This is a genomic window from Streptomyces sp. W16 (genome assembly GCF_033194735.1).
In the GTDB taxonomy this organism is placed as follows: domain Bacteria; phylum Actinomycetota; class Actinomycetes; order Streptomycetales; family Streptomycetaceae; genus Streptomyces.
In genome coordinates, this window is the sequence record NZ_JAWOAI010000178.1 from 1 (window position 1) to 17,733 (window position 17,733).

The following is a 17,733-nucleotide window of genomic DNA, read 5'->3' on the forward strand; positions in this document are numbered from 1 at the left end:
GGACGGCGGCAGACCGCCCGCGGTACGGCGCAGACACAGCCGGGTGAAACGCCGCAGCGCCTCCTCGGCCGGCACCCGCGCGGTCAGCTCCTTGCCGTAGGAGGACAGCACCTTCACCGGCAGCGCGCCCGCCAACGCGAACTCCAGGAACACCGCGTCGAGGCGGTCCTCCTCGATGACCAGCCCGTGCTCCGCCTCGGCCTTGCGGGCCCGCGTGAACAACTGCGCCGCGTAGGTGGCGTTCTCCTCCGCGAGGAAGACCCGGCCCGCCTGCTCGTAGAACGTCGGCAGGAAGTGCGGGACGGAGGCCGCGAGCCGCGCGCCGAGCTCCAGATAGGCGTCAAGGGCGGCCTTGGGCCGGGACTTCACCTGCCGGGCCGCCCGCTCCAGGTCCGGTACGACACCGAGCGCGTGGTGTCCGTCCTCGGGGTGGTGCACCAGCACCCACTCCGGAAAGCCCAGCGACTGACGCAGCCCCAGCCCCACCACGGCCGGTTCGGCGGCCTGTTCCAGGCCGAGGAAACCGGCGGCCAGGTCCTCCGCCGCGCCCAGTTCACCGGCGACCAGCCGCACCACCACCCGGTCGTCGAGACCCGGGTGACGATAGGTGCGCGCCGTCAGCGGCACCGCCCGCTCACCGGCGCCCTCCGCGTCCGGCGGCAGCACCACCCCCGCCGCGAGCATGTCCTCGTACGACACCTGCGTCCCCCCGCTCATGCGTCCTTGCCCTTCTCGATGTCACGCCCGGCGTACAAGGCCGCCGCCATCCGCATCCCCTCGGACCAGGCCACCGGGCCCACCTCCCGCAACGGCAGGGCACGGCCGTCCTGGTCCTGCCAGCTGAGGCCCCCGGTCTCCACCGTGTCCTCCCAGTACGGCTCCCCGATCCACACGGAGGCCTCGACGGTGCGCCCGCCGTCGCGCACCCGGGCCGTGGCGTAGCCGCCGGAGACGCGGTAGCCCAGCGAACTGGCGCGCGCGGCAAGCGCGAAGCGGGAGCGGAACGAGCCGCCCGCGAACTCCCGTATCTCGGTGGCCTTGGGGGCGAGTTCGTCGGGGCGCTGCCAGGTCGCCCGGTGGATCTGCTCGACGCGCTGCACGATGCCCAACTCGGCGGCGAACTCCCGGATGTCGTCGAGGTCCGGCAGCAGTACCGGGTGCGGCAGGGTCACCGTGCGCGGGGACAGCCGTACCGTCTCGCCGTCGAGGTTCACCACCCGCAGCTCGCCGTCCTCGGTGGTGCCCCGCAGGAAGCCGACCTCGTCCGGGTCGTCGCCGACCACGGCCAGGTCGCGCAGGGCCGACTGCCAGGCCTCGTCCGGCCACACACGGGCCAGCAGGCCGGTGGGGACGGGCAGCGACGACACCATCCAGGAATCGACCTGAGCGACGCACCCCGCAGCGTGCCGATCCAGCCATTCGGCGAACCGCCGCAGCCGGTCCACCTCCGGGTGGTCCTTGAGCGCACGCGGCAGGGACTTCAACTGCCGCCCCGCTGCCCGGCCCCCAGTGGCACGCGCCGCCACCCGCCCCTCCACCAGGGCGACTTCATACCCGTCACCCGCCGACAGCCAACCCACGATGCCCCCGCCTTCCACATCAACACAGCCCGAAGAATGCACAGTTCAGCCGGGACATCCCGACGTCTGTGCGACGACAAGCGGAACGTTAGCGGCGATCACTGACAATCGGCCGGGGAACCTGTGGATGGGCTGAGACGAGCTACCGGTGATCCCGGCGTACGGCCCGGCTCGTCTGCCATCAGAGCTCTGAACTGGTCTTATGGGCCGGTCGGAGCCCTTTCCTGTGTCCGGGGGCTTCCCGCGGAGACGCCATCCGGCCGTTGACGCAGGGGCAAACCACCGGGGGAGGGTGACTACCCAGGGAGACCGGAGACCCGGCGGGCGACGGTGGTCTCGATGACTGATGGCGCCGAAACCGGCCAGATGGCCTCACGGAAGAGCGGCTTTGATCTCGATGCGTGGATCCGGCCGCTGTGTGCTCTCGTTGTTGCCGGCGTCGCCGCATACGCCTCGTATGTTCACCAGCGGGAGTTCGCGTTGCAGGGCGGGGAGGATGCGGTCAGTGCCTCGTTGTGGCCGCTGTCCGTCGACGGGCTTCTGCTCCTAATACTCCAGCCGTAAATCGTGATCTTCACGCTTGAGCGGCTTGTCGGCGGTAGTGGCTGGCCTGGGACCGGGCCTGGTGGCGGCGGCGCCAGTTGGACCAAGTGAGCCGGTGGGCCGTGTCGTGGACGGGCTGGACAACGAGCGTGATGAACAGGCGCTTGATCTCGTTGCAGGTGAGCCGTATGAGCCCGTCCGGTGCGGGACGGGCGGGCATGTTCATCGGCTCGGACGACGGCAAGGAAGGCGTGCGCGAGCATGGCCAGGGTGACCCACCGGGACCAGGACGTGTAGCGGCGGACCTGGTGCTCGTCCAGTCCGGCCAGGCCCTTGCCGGACTGGAAGAACTCCTCCACCCGCCACCTTGATCCGGCGACTTGCACCAGTCTGGTCAGCGGCACCGGCGCGGGCGAGTAGCAGCGGTAGTAGGCGAGTTCGCCGGTGGTGCGATTGCGACGGATCAGCAGTTGACGGCTGCCGGGGGTGGGGGCGGCCAGGTCGATGACGGCCCAGTCGTAGAAGCGGTGGCCCTTCGCTCCCGCTCCGGCGGACAGCTTCTGCCAGGCCCGCTTCGGCAGCTTCTTGGCCAGGGCGTCCGCGCGGAACTTCCCGGCCTGGGTGGTGACTTCGTGGGAGCAGGCCACGGCGAGGACATAGCCGGTGCCGCGTTCCTCCAGCGCGGCCCGCAGTTTCGGGTTGCCGCCGTAGACCTCGTCGCCCGCGACCCACGAAGCGCCGTGGCCGGCGTCCAGGAACCGGGTGATCATGCGGTTGGCAAGTTCCGGTTTGGTCGCGAAGGCGATGTCCTCGCCGAGTCCGGCATCCCGGCAGCGACCGGGGTCGGCCGTCCACGAGCGCGGGACATACAGTTCCCGGTCCACCGCCGCGTGCCCGCTCCGACCGGCGTAGACCAGGTAGACGGCGACCTGGGCGTTTTCGATCCTGCCCGCGGTGCCGGTGTATTGGCGCTGGACGCCGACCGTGCCGGTGCCCTTCTTCACGTCCCCGGTCTCGTCGACCACCAGTACCGCCTGGGTGTCGTGCAGGTGCTCCACCACGTATTCCCGCGTGTCGTCGCGTATCCGGTCGGCGTCCCACTTGGCCCGACTGAGCAGGTGCTGCATGCCGTCCGGGGTGGTCTCCCCGGCCCACTCCGCGATGGTCCAGCAGTTCTTACGCGGCAGGTCCGACAGCAGCCCGAGCACCAATTTCCGGACCCGACGCCGGGATTCGACCCACGCGAACCGTCCTGCTGTCCGGCCCATCACATGATCGAACATCGCCAGCCGGCGCGCTGGGTCTACGCTGCGACCCGCGGCCATCGCCTGAGCATTCGTTGTCTTCACAAACCACGATGATCACCAGTGGCCGCACCAGTCTGTGTAACCGGCTGTCCCTCTAAATGAGCACATGCCGGCCAGCGGGTCTCGTATGGTGAAGACCATGCGGATCACTGTGCTGGGGGGCTGTGGTGCCTGGCCGTCGGCTGGTCTGGCGTGCAGTGGTTTCCTCGTGGAGCACGAGGGCTTTCGGCTTGTCATCGACCTCGGATACGCCGCCCTTCCCCGGCTGTTGGAGCATACGGCTCCGCACGGCATCGACGCGGTGCTGATCAGTCATGGGCACCCCGACCACTGTGCCGACCTGAACCCGCTGCTGCGGGCCAGGGCTCTGGACGATGACCCGCCGCCCGCACTACCGGTCTTTGCCCCACACCGGGCTCTCGATGCGGTCCTCGCCCTGGACCGGCCGGGAATGCTTGACGCCTCCTACCTGCTGCACGAGTTCATACCGGGCGCGCGGTTCGAGATCGGTCCGTTCGAGGTAGCCACGCGGTCATTACCGCACTGGGTGCCCAACGCGGGCATCCGGCTGACGGCTGGTGGGCAGCGGCTGGCCTACACCGGTGACACCGGGCCGTGCCCCGACATCACGGACCTGGCGCGGGATGCCGATGTATTCATTGCCGAGGCCACCTATGCCGAGGAAGTGCCCGAGCACTCCGCGCAGTACCTCTCCAGCGCGCGGCAGGCCGGCCAGTACGCCGCTCAAGCGCATGTGGGTCGCCTCTTGCTCACCCATCTATGGCCCGGATCGGACCCACATGCCTCCGTGGACGCTGCCCGCCGGGCATACGAAGGCGGCATCACGGTCGCTGACAGTGGTCTCGTCATCGACCTCCACTGAGACATCCAAGTCCATCGCCACGCCGAACAAGACCGGTGAGACCACTTCCTGAGACCGGACACCCACACCGACCAGCACCATCACGATCTACGACTGGAGTACTAGCTGTAGGAGAAATGCCCGTTCCAGCGTGCCTCGACGTAGTAACCGACTGCTGCTCCTACCCCGTTCACGATCACTCCACCGACGATGGCGAGGGCGGTGGCCGCGGCCACACACAAGGCATCTCCCAGCACGTCGATTACGGCCTGGACCGCGACCAGGGCGGCCGTGCAGAGGCTCGACTTCACTGGATGGCGCAGGAAGCTCGGGCACTGACCGTTCAGGTCGGAGCAGTTGACCGGGTCGCCGTTGCAGTAGTCGTGTGCGGTGGCGCTGCCGTTTTGGACAGGGTCGGTCTGGAGGAAGCGGCCTGTTGTCGGGTTGTAGAGGCGCAGGCCCATCAGTGTGCTGCCTGTGGGGGTGTCACTGGCCCGCAGGGCGTTGCCTTGCCAGCCGTAGCGTGACGTATTTGTGGTGTTTCCGTACTCGTCGTAGGAGTAGGCGGTCGTGGTTGTGGTGGCCGTGGCCAGGGTGACCGCTATGTCACCGTGCAGATTCGCGAACTGCAGTGTGATGGCGCCGCTCGCAGATGTCGTTGCGCCCAGGGCGCCTGTCATGTCAGTGACCGAGCGGGTGATCGTGCCGGAGGAGTCGGCGGTCCAGGCCGGACTGTCGGTGTCGTCGCTGTAGTGGTTGGTCGCCGTCTTGCCGCTGGTCCACGTGGTGCCGCCTGCGGCCCGGCGAGCAGCTTCAGGCGGCCAGGCCGGGCGCGCGAGGCGCGCACAGTTCCGCCGGACAGGGGTCGTCCCGGCGTTCCGGTTCCCGGTCAAGCTGGTCGACGATCACGACGACGACGCGCAGACGGCCGGCCAGTTCCTGAAGGCAGGCGACTATGTGGGCGACCTCCGTCTGCCGGGTGTCCGCTGATCCGCGTCCCCGGCGAACGGGGCGCCTCGCCATGCTCGTTCGCCGTACTCGCACGGGGTTGTCGGGCGGGCGCCGGGCTACCGGTTCAAGCCAGTCGTGCGGTCCGCCGGCCCAGTCCCGTACCGGGCCGTCCTCAGGGGCGGGGTGGCGAAGCCGCCGTCACAGACGCAGAACGATCAGGGCCGTGTCGTCGGTGTTGCCCTCGGCGGGGAGCAGGTCGGTGAGCAGGGCGTCGGCCAGGGACTCGGGTTCCGCGTGCCGGTGGTGGGCGAGGGAGTCGGCGAGGCGGGCAAGACCGCGGTCGATGTCCTCCGTGCGACGCTCGATCAGTCCGTCGGTGTACAGGACGAGCGTGGCGCCCTCGGCGAAGGGCACGCTCGTCTGAGACCGGACGACATGCTCGGGCCTGGCCCCCAGAGGCGGTTCGGTGGCCTGGTCGAGGAAGGTCACCGTGCCGTCGGGGTCGAGCAGGGCCGGCGGAGGATGGCCGGCGCAGCTGTAGGTGATGGTGTGGTCGTCCCAGTCGATGAACGTCGTCACAGCGGTGGCCGACTCGGCGCCCTCGACGAAACGCGCGTACAGACCGAGCGCCTCAAGGGCGGAGCCCGGGCCGTCGGCGACCCGGCAGGCCGCGCTCAGGGCGCTGCGCAGCTGGCCCATGACGCAGGCGGCCGCCAGACCGTGCCCGACGACGTCACCGACGGCGACCGCCATTCCGCCGTCGGGCAGGTCGACCAGGTCGTACCAGTCCCCGCAGACGTTCAGGGCGCCCACGGCGGGCCGGTAGCGGACGGCCGCCCGGTGGTGGCCGACGGGTCGCGGCGGGGGAAGCATCGCCGCCTGCAGGGTCAGGGCCACCTCGCGCTCGTGGGCGTGGGCCGTGCGCAGCCGCTCGTTGACCTGCTGCAGCTCACGTGCCCGGGTGTACAACTCGGCTTCCAGCACCCGGGCCCGACTGTCGGCGGCCTGGCCGCCGAAGGCCCGGACGAACTCGGTGACCTCCTCGACCCGGTGGACGATCAGCATCACCTTGCCGTCCGGGCCGCGGACGGGCGCGTTGACCGGGCTCCAGAAGTGCTCCACCCATCGGCCGGACTGCTCGGGGTCCTCGATGTCGTAGCGGAGCAGGGCCATGGTGTCGCGCTCTCCGGTGGTCACCGCGCGCAGCATCGACTCCCGGGTCTCGCGCATGCCGGCCGCCGCCGGGTCCTTGGGGTTCTCGGGGAAGACGTCGAAGATGTAACGGCCGACGAGTTCCTCGCGTTTGCGTCCGGACAGGCGCTGGAACTCCTCGTTGGCGTCGAGGTAGACGAGCTCGGGGGTGAGCAGTGCCACCATGCCGGGCAGGTCGCGGAAGACCGCCGCATAGTCGATCTCCGGATCCGGATCCTGCATGGCCTGCCCGCTTCGACGCCGATGGTCACTGTGTCGCTCCACGATAAGAGGGATCTGGCCACGAAGCCCGGAAACGGCACTTTTCGGTCCACCGGGCAGCGACGATGCCGCTTGCCGTCACCCGACCGAGTGGCCTGCCCGCGGAGGCCGCCGTGGGCGGCCGGGTGATGGTATTGCTCGATGGGCGGCCTCGCCGTTCATGATCGGCGGTGCCGGGGGCCGCCGTGCAGCGGAACCCGTCAGCCGGCCGCGGCCGGGGTCATGTCGGACGATGGTGCGAGCTGCCGTCGGAGGCGGTCGCGGATGATGGTTTCCGCGTCCGCCACTATGGTGCGGACCACCGTCTCGCAGCTCTCCACGCTGTCGATGAGGCCCTGGGCCTGACCGGCCCACCACATTCCGCCCTCGACATCGCCCTCACGCAGCACCCGCTGTCTGCCGCGCTTCCCGGAGGCGAGGTCGGCGACGTCGGAGAAGGCGGCCCCGGGGCGCGCGCCGAGGCGGGCGATGTCCTGCGAGACCGAATTGCGCGCCACCCGCGCGGTGTTGCCGAACTCCCGGAACACGATCTGGGTGCCCCGCTCGTCGTTCGCGACGATCCGGGCCTTCACGTTCGGGTGGATCGGCGCCTCCTCGGTCGCCTCGAACCGGGTCCCCATGTTGATCGCGCACGCCCCGAGCGACAGAGCCGCGACGAGGCCGCCGCCGGTGGCGAAGCCGCCGGACGCGATGATCGGTATGCGCAGCCTGCGGGCGGCGGCCGGGATCAGGACGAGGCCGGGGACGTCGTCCTGGCCGGGGTGCCCGGCACACTCGAACCCGTCGATGCTGACGGCGTCGACGCCCAGTGCCTCGGCCTTGAGCGCGTGCCGGACGGCGACGGCCTTGTGTACGACCTTCACCCCGGCCCGCTTGAGCGCGGGCAGGTGCGGTGCGGGATTGCTGCCCGCCGTCTCCACGACCTTCACGCCCGAGTCGATGATGACGGCCCGGTAGTCGTCGTACGGCACCGGCTCGATGGTGGGCAGGATGGTGAGGTTGACGCCGAACGGCTTGTCGGTCAGTTCACGGCAGCGCGCGATCTCCCGGGCGAGCGCCTCCGGGGTGGGCTGGGTCAGCGCGCTGAGGAATCCCAGCGCGCCGGCGTTCGCGACGGCCGAGATCAGCTCCGCGGTGCCCACCGCGAGCATTCCGCCGCACACGATGGGATGTTCGACCCCGAACATCTCCGTGAACTCGTTCCGGAAGGTCATGTCACTCCTGTTGCCGGGGCAGGGTCAGAGACGTCGCAGTCGTGAGAGTCGTCAGAGGCGTCGCGAGATGATCAGCCGCATGATGTCCGAGGTGCCCTCCTCGATCTCCTCCAGCTTGGCGTCACGCATCCACTGCTCGACCGGGAACTCGCGCGAGTAGCCCCATCCGCCGAGGGTCTGCACGGCGCCCCAGGTCACCGCCATCGCGGTCTCCGACGCCTGCAGCTTGGCCATGGCGGCGAGCTTCGTGGCGTCCGCCCCGGCGTCCATCCGCCGTGCCGCGTGCAGCGTCAGCAGCCACGCGGACTCGATACGGGTCGCCATGTCGGCCAGCCGGAACGCGACGGCCTGGTGCTCGATGATCGGCTTGCCGAACTGCTTGCGCTCCCGGGCGTACTCAAGCGCGTACTCGTAGGCCGCACGGGCCGCTCCGGTCGCCGCGGCGGCCAGCACGATCCGCGAGATGTCGAAGGTCCTCATCAGACCGCGGAAGCCCTGCCCCTCGTCCCCGAGCCGGTCGGACTCGGGCACGAAGACCTCGTCGAAGAAGATCTCGCGGCAGACGATCGCGCGCTGGCCCATCTTGCGCATGGGCTCGCCGAACCTCATCCCCTCGGCACCCTTGCGCAACAGGAAGGCGGTGACCCCGGAGGAGCCCCGGGTGGGGTCGGTCTTGGCGAAGACCACGTACTGGTCGGCCAGGCCCGCGTTGGAGATCCACACCTTCTGCCCGCTGATCGCGTAACCGCCCTCGACGCGGACGGCGGTCGTGGCGATGGACGCGGCGTCGGAACCCGCCTCCGGCTCGGTCGTCGCCAGTGCGGTGTAAAGGGGGTTCGGACCGGCGAGCGGACGCAGCCACTCCGCCTTCTGCCACTCCGTGCCGAGCGCGAGCAGCGGATCGGCGAAGAACCCGTTGGAGCACACGAAGTTGCCGATGCCCGGATCGCCCCAGCACATCTGCTCCTGGACCAGGCACTGGGTCACCACATCGGTGAATCCGCCCCCGCCGTACTCCTCGGGCAGCATGAAGTCGGTGATGCCGACCTTGGCCGCGGCCCGGAAGATGTCCAGCGGGGACTCGATGTCACGCTCGTCGACCTCGCGTCCGCGCGGCCGGATCTCGTTCGCGGCGAACTCCCGGCACAGTTCGACGATCGCCCGCTGCTCATCGGTCAGCGGCCAGGGCTCAGTGGACGTGCTCACGCGATATCTCCTGCTCCTCGGTGGATTTCCGGCGGCCGTCCGCCCCGGTTGTTTCACATGCGGCTTTCGGTACGACTTCTGCGGTACGGGGGACGACGAGCGCGTCCACGGCCAGGGCGCCCGCGGGCCCGACCCGGATCGGATTCACCTCGATGTCCGCCACGCCGGTGGTGGCCGCGATCGCCTCGGACACGGCGACGATCGCGTCGATCAGTGCCTCGACGTCGACGGGTGGCTGTCCCCGCCAGCCGTCCAGCAGTCGGCGCGAGCGCAGACGGTCGAGCATCCCGGCCGCCGTCCGCCGGTCGACCGGTGCCAGTTCCATGGAGACGTCACGCCAGAGTTCGGCGTGGACTCCGCCATGGCCCACGGTGACGGTCGGACCGAAGTCACGGTCCCGGCGGGCGCCGATCAGCAGCTCGACGACGCCCGGCCGGGTGTCCTGCTCCTCCACGACGTACTCGCCGGGGCCGAGCCGTTCGTACATCTCGCGGAACACCGCGGCGGCGGAGTCCGGGCTCAGTCCGGTTCTGACGGCCCGGTGCTCGCTCTTGTGCTCGATCCAGCCGGCCTTGAGCACCAGAGGTGGTCGCAGGGACGCGCAGGCCTCCGCGAACCCGGCCGCGTCGGTGACCCGTCGCGCCTCGGGCATCGCGACGCCGAGGGCCGTAAGGAACGTACGAGCCGCCCAGTAGCCGGGCGCCGGGACGGCCGCGTCGGTCCGCACGGGTGCCGGGACGGCCGCGTCGGTCCGCTTGGTCGTCGTGGCGGCTGCTTCGGTCCGTGCGGTTGCCGGAGCCGATCGGGGCTGTCCGCCCAGCCGGGTCACGTGGCCCAGCGCGCCCAGGGCCGCGTCGACGGTGTCGAAGACCGGGACGCGGTGCTCCCGAAGCCGGGCGACCGCCGGCGAGGCGGCGCTCATGCTGTGCACGATCAGGGGCACGCCGGCCGCGCCCGTCCGGTGGCCGTGGCCGAGGCGGTCGATCACGGCGGACTCGGCGTCGACGAGGCTCGGCGAGTCCTCGCCGTAGCAACCCAGATACCCCGACAGGACGATCGAGTCGACCTCGCCGGAGGCGGCCACCAACTCGACGACCTGGGCGTAGACCTGGAGATCCGCTTCCCCCGCGCCCGCGAGGTCCACGGGATTGGACACCGCCGCCGCGGCGGGAAGCAGGGCACGCAGGCCGGCCTGCAGCCGGTCGGTGAAGACCGGCGCGCGGAGTCCCCGATCGGCGGCGAGGTCGGCGGCGATCCCGCCCTGTCCGCCGCTGTCGCTGATGATCGCGACCCGGCGTCCGCCCGGGGGAGCGGTCGCGTCCAACACCCGGGCGGTTTCGACGAGTTCGCGTGGCGTCGCGACCCGGAGGGCTCCGGCGGCGCGGCACGCCGCGTCGACGACGTCGAGCGCCGAGGTCATCGAACCGGTGTGGGACCGCGCGAGCCGACGGCTCGCGTCGCTGGCGCCGGTGGTGAGGACCAGCGCGTGCTTGCCCGCGCGGCGGAGGGCTTCGAGGGCGGTGATGATCCGTGCTCCGTCGGCGAAGCTCTCCAGATAGAGGGCCACCGTGGTGGTGCGTTCGTCGGTGACGAGGGATTCGAGTACGTCGGCGGCTCCCACGTCGAGCTGGTTGCCGACCGAGTAGAAGCGGGACACGCCCAGTCCGGCCCGTGCGCCGAGGCCGGCGATCTCGGAGCCGAGCTGACCGCTCTGCGAAACGACGGCCAGACTCCCCGGCGTGAAGTTCCCCCAGGCGAGCCGGAGTTCTGTGGCGGCGTTGAACAACCCGAGGCTGTTCGGCCCGATCAGCCGCGCCCCCGCCCGGCGCAGCAGCGCGGCGAGTTCGGCCTCGTCGGCACCGAGCCCCGCGGTGATCGCGAGGAACGCCCGGCATCCGTTGTCCAGGCCGTCCCGCACGACGGGAAGGACGTGCTCCGGCGGCACGCACACGACGACGAGGTCTGGGGTCCCCGGCAGGTCGCCCACCGTCGGACGGCAGGACTGTCCGAGGACCTGCGCGGCGCGACGGTTCACCAGCCACACCCGCCGCCGGTCGGCTCCCGCGAGGGCACCGGTGGCGAGCCAGTAACCCCATTTGGCGCGGTCCTCGGTGGCACCGACGACGGCGATGGACGAGGGGTCGACGAATGCCTGCGGAAGGGACACGGATGGTCTCCCGGTCTCGGGGGTCGCGGGTGCGGGAGTCCCGGGCGGGCCGGAGCGGTGGTCTGCGGTGCCGAACGGATCAGGCATGGGGCTGCACCGTCGTACAGGCGAGCCGGCTGTTCACGAACTCGCCTGCTCCCGGGAGCGTCGTAGGAGCGCGGCGCTCGCCCGGCGGACGAGATCCGCGCGTTTGGCGACCTGATAGGCGGGCTGCTCCGTGCCTGGCAGGATCATGAGTGATCAACCTCGCGATATTGAGCGGAGGGTCCTAGGTAAGAAGGTCCGAACTCAGGCCTGTGCAGCGGGAGTTGACCGGCGTTCGAAGAACGTGGGATACGAGCGTCGGCAGATCAACAGGGCGAGCAGTCCCAGCAGGACCGTCCCGGTGCCGATCACGAACGTGCCGCCGACACGGGATCCCGAGGAGAACGGGAGCGTCCAACTCGTACCGCTGTTGACGGGATCCCACGCCTGGACCAGGCTCCAGGCTCCCGCGGCGAGCAGGACGACCCCGCCGATCGCGGGGAGGGCGACAGTCAGCCAGAGGTCCGCCGCCTTGGCGCGCGGCCCGGTGCGGTGCGCCCAGGCGGAGGTGAGCCCGGTGAGCCCGTAGTAGAACGCGATCAGCACCCCGCACGCGGACACCGCGTCGCCGAGGACGAGACCGTGGCCGAGGAAGTTCAGCGCGACGTACACCACCGCGCCGATGACCCCGACCGCGATCGTGCCCACGTGGGGGATGCGGAAGCGTGGGTGCACCCGGGCCAGTGCGCGGGGGAGCGCGCCCTGGTCGCCCATCGAGAGCATCGTGCGGCTCAGGGTCAGTACGGTCGTCTCCGTCGAGGCGGCGGCCGAGGTGAGGACCATGACGATCAGCAGGTGCCACAGCACCGAGCCGAAGCCGCTCGACCCGAACACCGCGGTGCCGAAGCCGTAGAGGACGTCCCCTGAGTTGTCCGGGTTGTTGAGGCCGATCCCGGAGTCGCCGATGCCGGCGAAGGAGATCGCGGCGAACGTGGCGAGGAGGTACAGCGTCACCAGCAGCACCGTGGACCAGGTCGCGGCGCGGCCCGGGACGCGGTGCCGGTCGGTGGTCTCCTCGTTGACGGTGAGCGCCGTCTCCCAGCCCCAGTAGATGAACAGCATCAGCACCAGCGCGCTGACGAACGCGCTCAGGGACGCGCCCTCGAACGGGTTGAGCCAGGACAGGCTAGGCCGCCGGGCCCCGGCCGGCGCGGAGCCGCCGTAGGCCTTGACGAGCGCGACGACGGACAGGGCCACGAGCATGCCGAACTCCAGGAAGAGCAGGGCGCGTTGGACCGCGGCCGCGATCTCGATACCGCGGTAGCAGACGAGGGTCATCAGCGCGAGCCAGCCGAGGCCGGCGAGGAGCACCCGCCAGTTGGCCGGATCGGAACCGATGTTTTCCGCACCCACCAGCAGGAACACGTACTGCCCGGCGACCTGCGCGAGGCTGCCGATCACGAGGACGAACGAGGCGATGATCGCCCAGCCGCCGAGGAAGCCGAGGTTCGGATTCAGTGCGCGGGTGGCCCAGGTGAAGATCGTGCCGCAGTCCGGATCACGCTTGTTGAGAGCGGCGTAGCCGAAGGAGACGAACAGGATCGGGACGAAGGCGAGTACCACCACGGCCGGGGCCTGGAAGCCGACGTATCCGACGACGAAGGCCAGCGTCGCGGTGAGGCTGTAGGCGGGCGCCGCGGACGCCACGGCGAGGATCAGGCTGGTGGCCATGGAGAGCGCGCCGGAGCGCAGGCCCTTGTCCGTCTGGGCCTCGCGCACTTGGAGTTGCGAATCTGAGGTCATTGCCACTCCCGATCTATTGGTCTACGGGTACCGACAACAAAACGCAATGACTGATTGGCGAGTCAGACTGGCTGTGGCGGGAGGTGCTGTCAAGGCTTCGATCGCAATTGTGTGGAGCATATTGACTGTCGAGTCAGTCTTGCGGCACGGTGGCCGGCGTGACACCACTCGAAACTTCTGCCGTCGACACCGAGGTCGTGGTCGTGGGCGCCGGATACGCGGGACTCACCACCGCGTGGCGGCTGGCCGACGCCGGGGTCGACGTTGTCGTGCTGGAGGCCGCCGACCGTGTGGGCGGCCGTGTGTTCAGCCAGGTGAGCCCCTCCGGGGTGCGCCTCGACCACGGAGGACAGTGGATCGGGCCGAGCCAGCGGCGGTTCCACGCGCTGGCGGACCGGTTCGGCTGCCGGACGTTCCCGACCTGGGAGACCGGGCGGCACGTCGAGATCCGCGCCGACGGCACCCGCGTCGACTACGCGGGCGGCGCACCGGACACCGGACCGGGCATCGAGGAGTACGAACGCGTCACCGCCCTGCTCGACGATCTCGCCCGCACCGTCGACCTCGAACTGCCCTGGTCCACCCCGCGGTTCGCGGAGTTCGACGCCCTGTCGGCCGAGGACTTCTTCCGCGCGCGGACCGCCGACGAGGACGCCCTGGCGCGGCTGGCGCTCGCGATCCAGGGTGTGTGGTGCGCCGAACCGCGCGAGATCTCCTTCTTCCACGTGCTGTTCTACCTGGCCTCGGGCGGCGGCTACGAACAGCTGATGGAGACCCGCGGCTGCGCACAGGACGCCCGGTTCTCCGACGGGGCCGACGCGGTGGCCCACGCGCTCGCGAAGTCGCTGGGCGGACGGGTCCGGCTGGGCGAGCCGGTGCTGTCCCTGCGGCAGACCGCGCACGGCGTGGAGGCGTACACCGGCCACACCGTCGTCCGCGCGCGGCGAGCCGTCGTCGCCGTGCCACCGGCGGCGATCGAGCGGATCGCGTTCGACCCGGTGCTCCCCGTCGGGCGGCGCGGCTGGGTGCGCCACGCACCGATGGGACGGGTCGCCAAGGTGCACGCCGTGTACGAGGAACCGTTCTGGCGCGCGGCCGGTCGCTCCGGGATCGCGACGCTCTACGGCGACAGCCCGGTCGGTGTCGTCTTCGACAACTCCCCGGAGGACGCCTCGCGCGGCGTGCTCGTCGCGTTCGTCTACGGCGACCGGCTCGACCGCTGGTCCGCAGGAACCGACACCGAGCGGCGCCACGAGGTGCTGGCCGCCCTGTCCGCGGTCGCCGGACCCCGGGCCGCACAGGCCGTCGACTACGTCGAGAAGATCTGGCCGCGGACCGGCTGGACCATCGGAGGCTACGAGTGCTTCATGACCCCGGGCGGCTGGACCCGCCACGGCAGGGACGGCTGGCGTGAGCCGTCCGGGCTCGTGCACTGGGCGGGGACCGAGACCGCCTCGGTGTGGAACGGCTACATCGACGGGGCGATCTCGTCGGGCGAGCGTGCCGCGGCCGAGGTGATCAGCGCCCTGGTGGCCGTCGGGCACCTGGGGTGAACCGCCTTGCCTGACATACTGACCGGGTTATGACCAGCATCGAAGAGCGGCCGGCCACGACCGCCGCCGAGCTGCCGGAACGCGTCCGCACGGCGATCCGGGCCGCCGCCGTCTCCCAGCGCGAACTCGCCCACCGGATCGGAATGGACCCGACCGCCCTGTCCAAGGCGCTGCGCGGGACCCGACGGCTGCGCGACGAGGAGATCGCCGCGATCGCGAAGGCCTGCGGGGTCTCCACCGCGTATCTCGTCGACGGAGCCGGTCCGGAGCCCGTCCTCCCGCCCGACACCGGGCGGGACCGGGCACAGCCGGTGACGGCACAGGAGCGCCGGGACCAGATCCTGGAGGCCGCGACCGTCCTCATCGCCCGCCGCGGCTACCACAACGTCCGCGTCTCGGACATCGCCCGCTACTGCGGGACCAGCACGGCGACGGTGCACTACCACTTCCCCAGCAAGGAAGCCACGCTGCACGCCGCGCTGGAGTACTACGCCCAGCGGTTCCGCACCCGGCTCGACGAGGAGTTCGGCCGGGCGACCTCCGCCCGTGACAAGCTGCGCCGCCTGATCGAGGTGCAACTCCCGCTCACGGCCGACGACATCGACGAATGGTCGGTGTGGATCCAGTTCTGGAACCAGGCGATGCTCGAACCCGGCCTGCGGCCCGCGCAGCGGCGGATCTACTCGGGCTGGTACCGGGTCGTGGTGGATCTGCTCCACGAGTGCCGGTCCGAGGGCCTGGCGCCGGAGGCGGACGTCGAAGCCCTCGCCGACCGGTTCACCGCGATGGTCGACGGCCTGGCGATGCAGATCCTCGCCGGCTCGACTGAGATGCGGCCGGACCGCATGCGCTCACTCCTGCTGCGGGCCTTCGAACCGCACCTCGACCTGACCGATCGACCTTCGCCGCCCGCTTGAGGGACCCGCTGCCGTCGAGCCTTTCGAGGCGTTGGGGGGAACCGGCCCGGCACGAACCAGGCCGGTTTCCCCGCCGGCATCGATCTGTACGAGCTTCAGAGTGAAGCTCGCGGTGTCACGGTTTCCGGGCGAGGCCGCCGTGCTCGCCGATCTGTACCGGAGCCGGGGAGGCGGACTCCGGGCGCCAGAGGGGGACCGAGACCACCCCTGGGTCCACCAGCTCCAGGCCGTCGAAGTACTCCGTGATCTCGTCGACGGTGCGCAGGTTGTAGGGAACGGCGCCGCTTTCGTTGTATGCGTCCTGGGCCTGTTCGAAGACCGGGTCGATACCCCGCGAACCGTCGTTGATGGAGAGGTAACTGCCGGACGGCAGCGCCTCCATCAGGCGGGTGACGATGGAGCGCGCCTGGTCGTGGTCGGCGACATGGCCCAGGATGTTGCTGAGGATGAGCGCGGTGGGGCGGCCGAGGTCCAGTGTCTTGGCGGCTTCCGCCAGGATGCGGTCCGGGTCCGTCACGTTGGCGTCCACATAGGCGGTCACCCCCTCCGGCGTGGAGTAGAGCAGAGCGTGGGCGTGCGCGAGGACCATCGGGTCGTTGTCGACGTAGACGATCCGGGCCTCGGGAGCGATCCGCTGGGCGACCTGATGGGTGTTGTCGGCGGTCGGCAGGCCGGTACCGACGTCCAGGAACTGCCGGATGCCCGCCTCGGAAACCAGGTACGTGATGTTGCGGGCCAGGAAGGCGCGGCTGCTGCGGGCGATGGTGACGATGCCGGGGAACACGGCTGTGTACGCGTCGCCGGCCGCCTCGTCGACGGGGTAGTTGTCCTTGCCGCCCAGCCAGTAGTTCCAGATCCGGGCCGAGTGCGGCACCGATGTGTCGATCTTCTGCTGTGCGGCCGGTCTGGGCGTCATTGCTTCGTCTGGCATGGGTAGCGTTCGTCCTTCGGCCGAGGTGTGCGATGTCCGCCGCTCAACCTACGTCCCAACGGCCCGGCCGCGTAAGCCAGTTCATCCCTCCGGAGAAGCCGAGTGCCGGTCCGTGCACATTGCGAGGCACGGGGGCCGCTGCCCGACCCGGGCGGCCCGGGAGCAGTGGTTATCCTCACAAATCATGCCCATAGGGCTTTTTCGTGGCACTGGTCACGTCACGGAACCGCCGCCTCGTCTACGGTCGCAGCCCTGTGCCCCCGCCCCCGAACCGCCGAGGCCCCATGCCGTACCGACCGAATTTCCGACCGACCACGCCGACCGCGAGCACACCCGGCCGACGCGGCAGGCATGCCGGTCTCCGCGTGGCGCTCCTCACCGGCGCCGTGGCCACCCTGCTGGCGGTCGGCGCGGCCGGTCCCGCCGCGGCGGCCGTCACCGGGACCCCGGAGCGCTCCGGGGCCGGCACCACGCGGACGGCACGTGTGACGACCGCGGTGCTGGACCTGGACCACCCCGCCCGGAAGCCACAGGTGCGCGGGCAGGACGTCCCCTACGACACGGCCAGCATCATCAAGGTCGACATCCTCGCCGCGCTGCTCCTCCAGGCGCAGGACACCGGACACGGTCTCACCCCGCAGGAGCGCACGTCGGCCACGGCGATGATCGAGCACAGCGACAACGACGCGGCGACCGCACTCTGGCGGCAGATCGGCCAGGCCTCCGGCCTGGAGGCGGCGAACAAGCGCCTCGGCCTGTCCTCGACCGTGGGCGGAGCCGGTGGCATGTGGGGACTCACGCAGACCACGGCGACCGACCAGATCAGCCTGCTGCACGCGGTGTTCGCCGGTGGCGGGACCTCGTCCGCGAGCGGCTCCGCACTGACCGAGACGTCCCGGAACTACATCCGTACGCTGATGACCCGCATCGCCGCCGGACAGTCATGGGGCGTCTCGGCAGCCTCCGACGCCGGGTGGGCGCTCAAGAACGGCTGGCTGCAACGCAGCACGACCGGCCTGTGGGACATCAACAGTGTCGGAGAGGTCACCTCGGGAACACACCACTACCTCGTCGCGGTCCTCTCCGACGGCAACGCGTCGATGGCGGGCGGCATCGCGGCGGTCGAACGCGCGGCCCGCACGGCGGTCTCCTCGGCAGGAGCGGCCGGCTGACGGCACGGACGCATGCGACGCACGGCGTTC

Annotated in this window: 13 protein-coding genes and 2 pseudogenes; 5 read left to right on the forward strand and 10 right to left on the reverse strand. The window is 70.5% G+C overall.

From position 1 onward, the window contains the following. Both R6V09_RS23610 and R6V09_RS23615 read right to left on the reverse strand, forming a co-directional pair. Window positions 1-717: pseudogene (locus tag R6V09_RS23610) on the reverse strand (DNA-binding protein); the annotation flags it as partial. Then, window positions 714-1,580, reverse strand: coding sequence for a DUF4132 domain-containing protein (locus R6V09_RS23615; RefSeq protein WP_317883429.1), 867 nt, complete (start codon window positions 1,578-1,580; stop codon window positions 714-716). The gene R6V09_RS23615 and the pseudogene R6V09_RS23610, both read right to left, overlap by 4 nt. A gap of 366 nt (window positions 1,581-1,946) precedes the next feature. Between R6V09_RS23615 and R6V09_RS23620 the strand changes: the two genes are divergently transcribed. Beyond that, a complete protein-coding gene (locus R6V09_RS23620; RefSeq protein WP_317883441.1) occupies window positions 1,947-2,144 on the forward strand; it encodes a DUF2637 domain-containing protein in 198 nt (65 codons plus the stop codon). 10 nt (window positions 2,145-2,154) lie between these two features. Here R6V09_RS23620 and R6V09_RS23625 read toward each other — a convergent pair. Beyond that, a pseudogene (locus tag R6V09_RS23625) lies at window positions 2,155-3,391 on the reverse strand (IS701 family transposase). Between the two features lie 178 nt (window positions 3,392-3,569). On the opposite strand from R6V09_RS23625, the gene R6V09_RS23630 reads away from it, so the two are divergent. After that, a complete protein-coding gene (locus R6V09_RS23630) occupies window positions 3,570-4,313 on the forward strand; it encodes an MBL fold metallo-hydrolase (protein WP_317883430.1) in 744 nt (247 codons plus the stop codon). 101 nt (window positions 4,314-4,414) lie between these two features. On the opposite strand, the gene R6V09_RS23635 is transcribed toward R6V09_RS23630, so the two are convergent. The 6 genes from R6V09_RS23635 to R6V09_RS23660 form a co-directional block, all read right to left on the reverse strand. Next, window positions 4,415-5,185, reverse strand: a complete 771-nt coding sequence (locus tag R6V09_RS23635; RefSeq protein WP_317883431.1) for an RHS repeat-associated core domain-containing protein — start codon at window positions 5,183-5,185, stop codon at window positions 4,415-4,417. A gap of 256 nt (window positions 5,186-5,441) precedes the next feature. After that, complete coding sequence (locus R6V09_RS23640; protein WP_317883432.1) at window positions 5,442-6,677, reverse strand: PP2C family protein-serine/threonine phosphatase; 1,236 nt, start codon at window positions 6,675-6,677, stop codon at window positions 5,442-5,444. 239 nt (window positions 6,678-6,916) lie between these two features. After that, window positions 6,917-7,930: an NAD(P)H-dependent flavin oxidoreductase gene (locus tag R6V09_RS23645; RefSeq protein WP_317883433.1), complete on the reverse strand. Its 1,014-nt coding sequence runs from the start codon at window positions 7,928-7,930 to the stop codon at window positions 6,917-6,919. A 51-nt stretch (window positions 7,931-7,981) separates the two neighbouring features. Beyond that, window positions 7,982-9,136, reverse strand: a complete 1,155-nt coding sequence (locus R6V09_RS23650; protein ID WP_317883434.1) for an acyl-CoA dehydrogenase family protein — start codon at window positions 9,134-9,136, stop codon at window positions 7,982-7,984. Continuing rightward, the gene (locus tag R6V09_RS23655; protein ID WP_317883435.1) at window positions 9,120-11,303 is read right to left on the reverse strand and encodes an acetate--CoA ligase family protein; all 2,184 of its coding nucleotides are present in this window, start codon (window positions 11,301-11,303) and stop codon (window positions 9,120-9,122) included. Before R6V09_RS23655 ends, R6V09_RS23650 begins: the two co-directional genes overlap by 17 nt. 288 nt (window positions 11,304-11,591) lie before the next feature. After that, complete coding sequence (locus R6V09_RS23660) at window positions 11,592-13,130, reverse strand: APC family permease (protein ID WP_317883436.1); 1,539 nt, start codon at window positions 13,128-13,130, stop codon at window positions 11,592-11,594. A gap of 158 nt (window positions 13,131-13,288) precedes the next feature. On the opposite strand from R6V09_RS23660, the gene R6V09_RS23665 reads away from it, so the two are divergent. Further along, window positions 13,289-14,683, forward strand: a complete 1,395-nt coding sequence (locus R6V09_RS23665) for a flavin monoamine oxidase family protein (protein ID WP_317883437.1) — start codon at window positions 13,289-13,291, stop codon at window positions 14,681-14,683. A gap of 29 nt (window positions 14,684-14,712) precedes the next feature. Further along, window positions 14,713-15,600 (forward strand): TetR/AcrR family transcriptional regulator, encoded by an 888-nt coding sequence (locus R6V09_RS23670; RefSeq protein WP_317883438.1) that lies wholly within the window; start codon window positions 14,713-14,715, stop codon window positions 15,598-15,600. A 115-nt stretch (window positions 15,601-15,715) separates the two neighbouring features. Here the strand turns inward: R6V09_RS23670 and R6V09_RS23675 are convergent, their stop codons facing one another. Continuing rightward, window positions 15,716-16,531: an SAM-dependent methyltransferase gene (locus R6V09_RS23675; protein ID WP_317883439.1), complete on the reverse strand. Its 816-nt coding sequence runs from the start codon at window positions 16,529-16,531 to the stop codon at window positions 15,716-15,718. Between the two features lie 284 nt (window positions 16,532-16,815). Between R6V09_RS23675 and R6V09_RS23680 the strand changes: the two genes are divergently transcribed. After that, window positions 16,816-17,703: a serine hydrolase gene (locus R6V09_RS23680; RefSeq protein WP_317883440.1), complete on the forward strand. Its 888-nt coding sequence runs from the start codon at window positions 16,816-16,818 to the stop codon at window positions 17,701-17,703. Window positions 17,704-17,733: the final 30 nt, after the last annotated feature.

Coding starts and splice junctions, on each gene's coding strand:
- R6V09_RS23620 (WP_317883441.1), top strand. CDS start 1,947: ATGGCCTCACGGAAGAGCGGCTTTGATCTCGATGCGTGGATCCGGCCG.
- R6V09_RS23630 (WP_317883430.1), top strand. CDS start 3,570: ATGCGGATCACTGTGCTGGGGGGCTGTGGTGCCTGGCCGTCGGCTGGT.
- R6V09_RS23640 (WP_317883432.1), bottom strand. CDS start 6,677: ATGCAGGATCCGGATCCGGAGATCGACTATGCGGCGGTCTTCCGCGAC.
- R6V09_RS23645 (WP_317883433.1), bottom strand. CDS start 7,930: ATGACCTTCCGGAACGAGTTCACGGAGATGTTCGGGGTCGAACATCCC.
- R6V09_RS23660 (WP_317883436.1), bottom strand. CDS start 13,130: ATGACCTCAGATTCGCAACTCCAAGTGCGCGAGGCCCAGACGGACAAG.
- R6V09_RS23670 (WP_317883438.1), top strand. CDS start 14,713: ATGACCAGCATCGAAGAGCGGCCGGCCACGACCGCCGCCGAGCTGCCG.
- R6V09_RS23675 (WP_317883439.1), bottom strand. CDS start 16,531: ATGCCAGACGAAGCAATGACGCCCAGACCGGCCGCACAGCAGAAGATC.
- R6V09_RS23680 (WP_317883440.1), top strand. CDS start 16,816: ATGCCGTACCGACCGAATTTCCGACCGACCACGCCGACCGCGAGCACA.